The organism is Shewanella sp. AS1 (assembly GCF_021412565.1).
Classification (GTDB): domain Bacteria; phylum Pseudomonadota; class Gammaproteobacteria; order Enterobacterales; family Shewanellaceae; genus Shewanella.
Genome location: NZ_JAKCLJ010000039.1, coordinates 1 through 385 on the forward strand (window position 1 = coordinate 1; position 385 = coordinate 385).

Genomic DNA, 385 nt, shown 5'->3' on the forward strand with positions numbered 1-385 from the left:
TTTAAGGTCTCTAAAGAGCCGTCCGAGACTAGGACGTTGATAGGCAGGGTGTGTAAGCGTTGTGAGGCGTTGAGCTAACCTGTACTAATGACTCGTGAGGCTTAACCATACAACCCTAATGGGTTTTACTTAAAACGTTCCAGACGTTTAAAGTACTTCCTCCTTCCATGGAGGTCGTGACAATGGTGAAACTTGAACAAAAGAATACAAGCACTTGATTTTAGTGTGACTCAATAAAGAACAGCTTTCTGAATTTAACAATTTTGCTTGGTGACAATAGCTTTGTGGTCCCACCTGATCCCATCCCGAACTCAGAAGTGAAACGCAATCGCGCCGATGGTAGTGTGGGGTCTCCCCATGTGAGAGTAGGTCATCGCCAAGCGCC

2 rRNA genes are annotated in these 385 nt (G+C 45.7%); both read left to right on the top strand.

Features of this window, described 5'->3' with window-relative positions:
• Positions 1 to 109, top strand: a 23S ribosomal RNA gene (locus LZP69_RS15935); the annotation flags it as partial.
• A gap of 157 nt (positions 110 to 266) precedes the next feature.
• A 5S ribosomal RNA gene (gene rrf / locus LZP69_RS15940) occupies positions 267 to 382 on the top strand.
• The last annotated feature ends 3 nt before the right edge of the window (positions 383 to 385 follow it).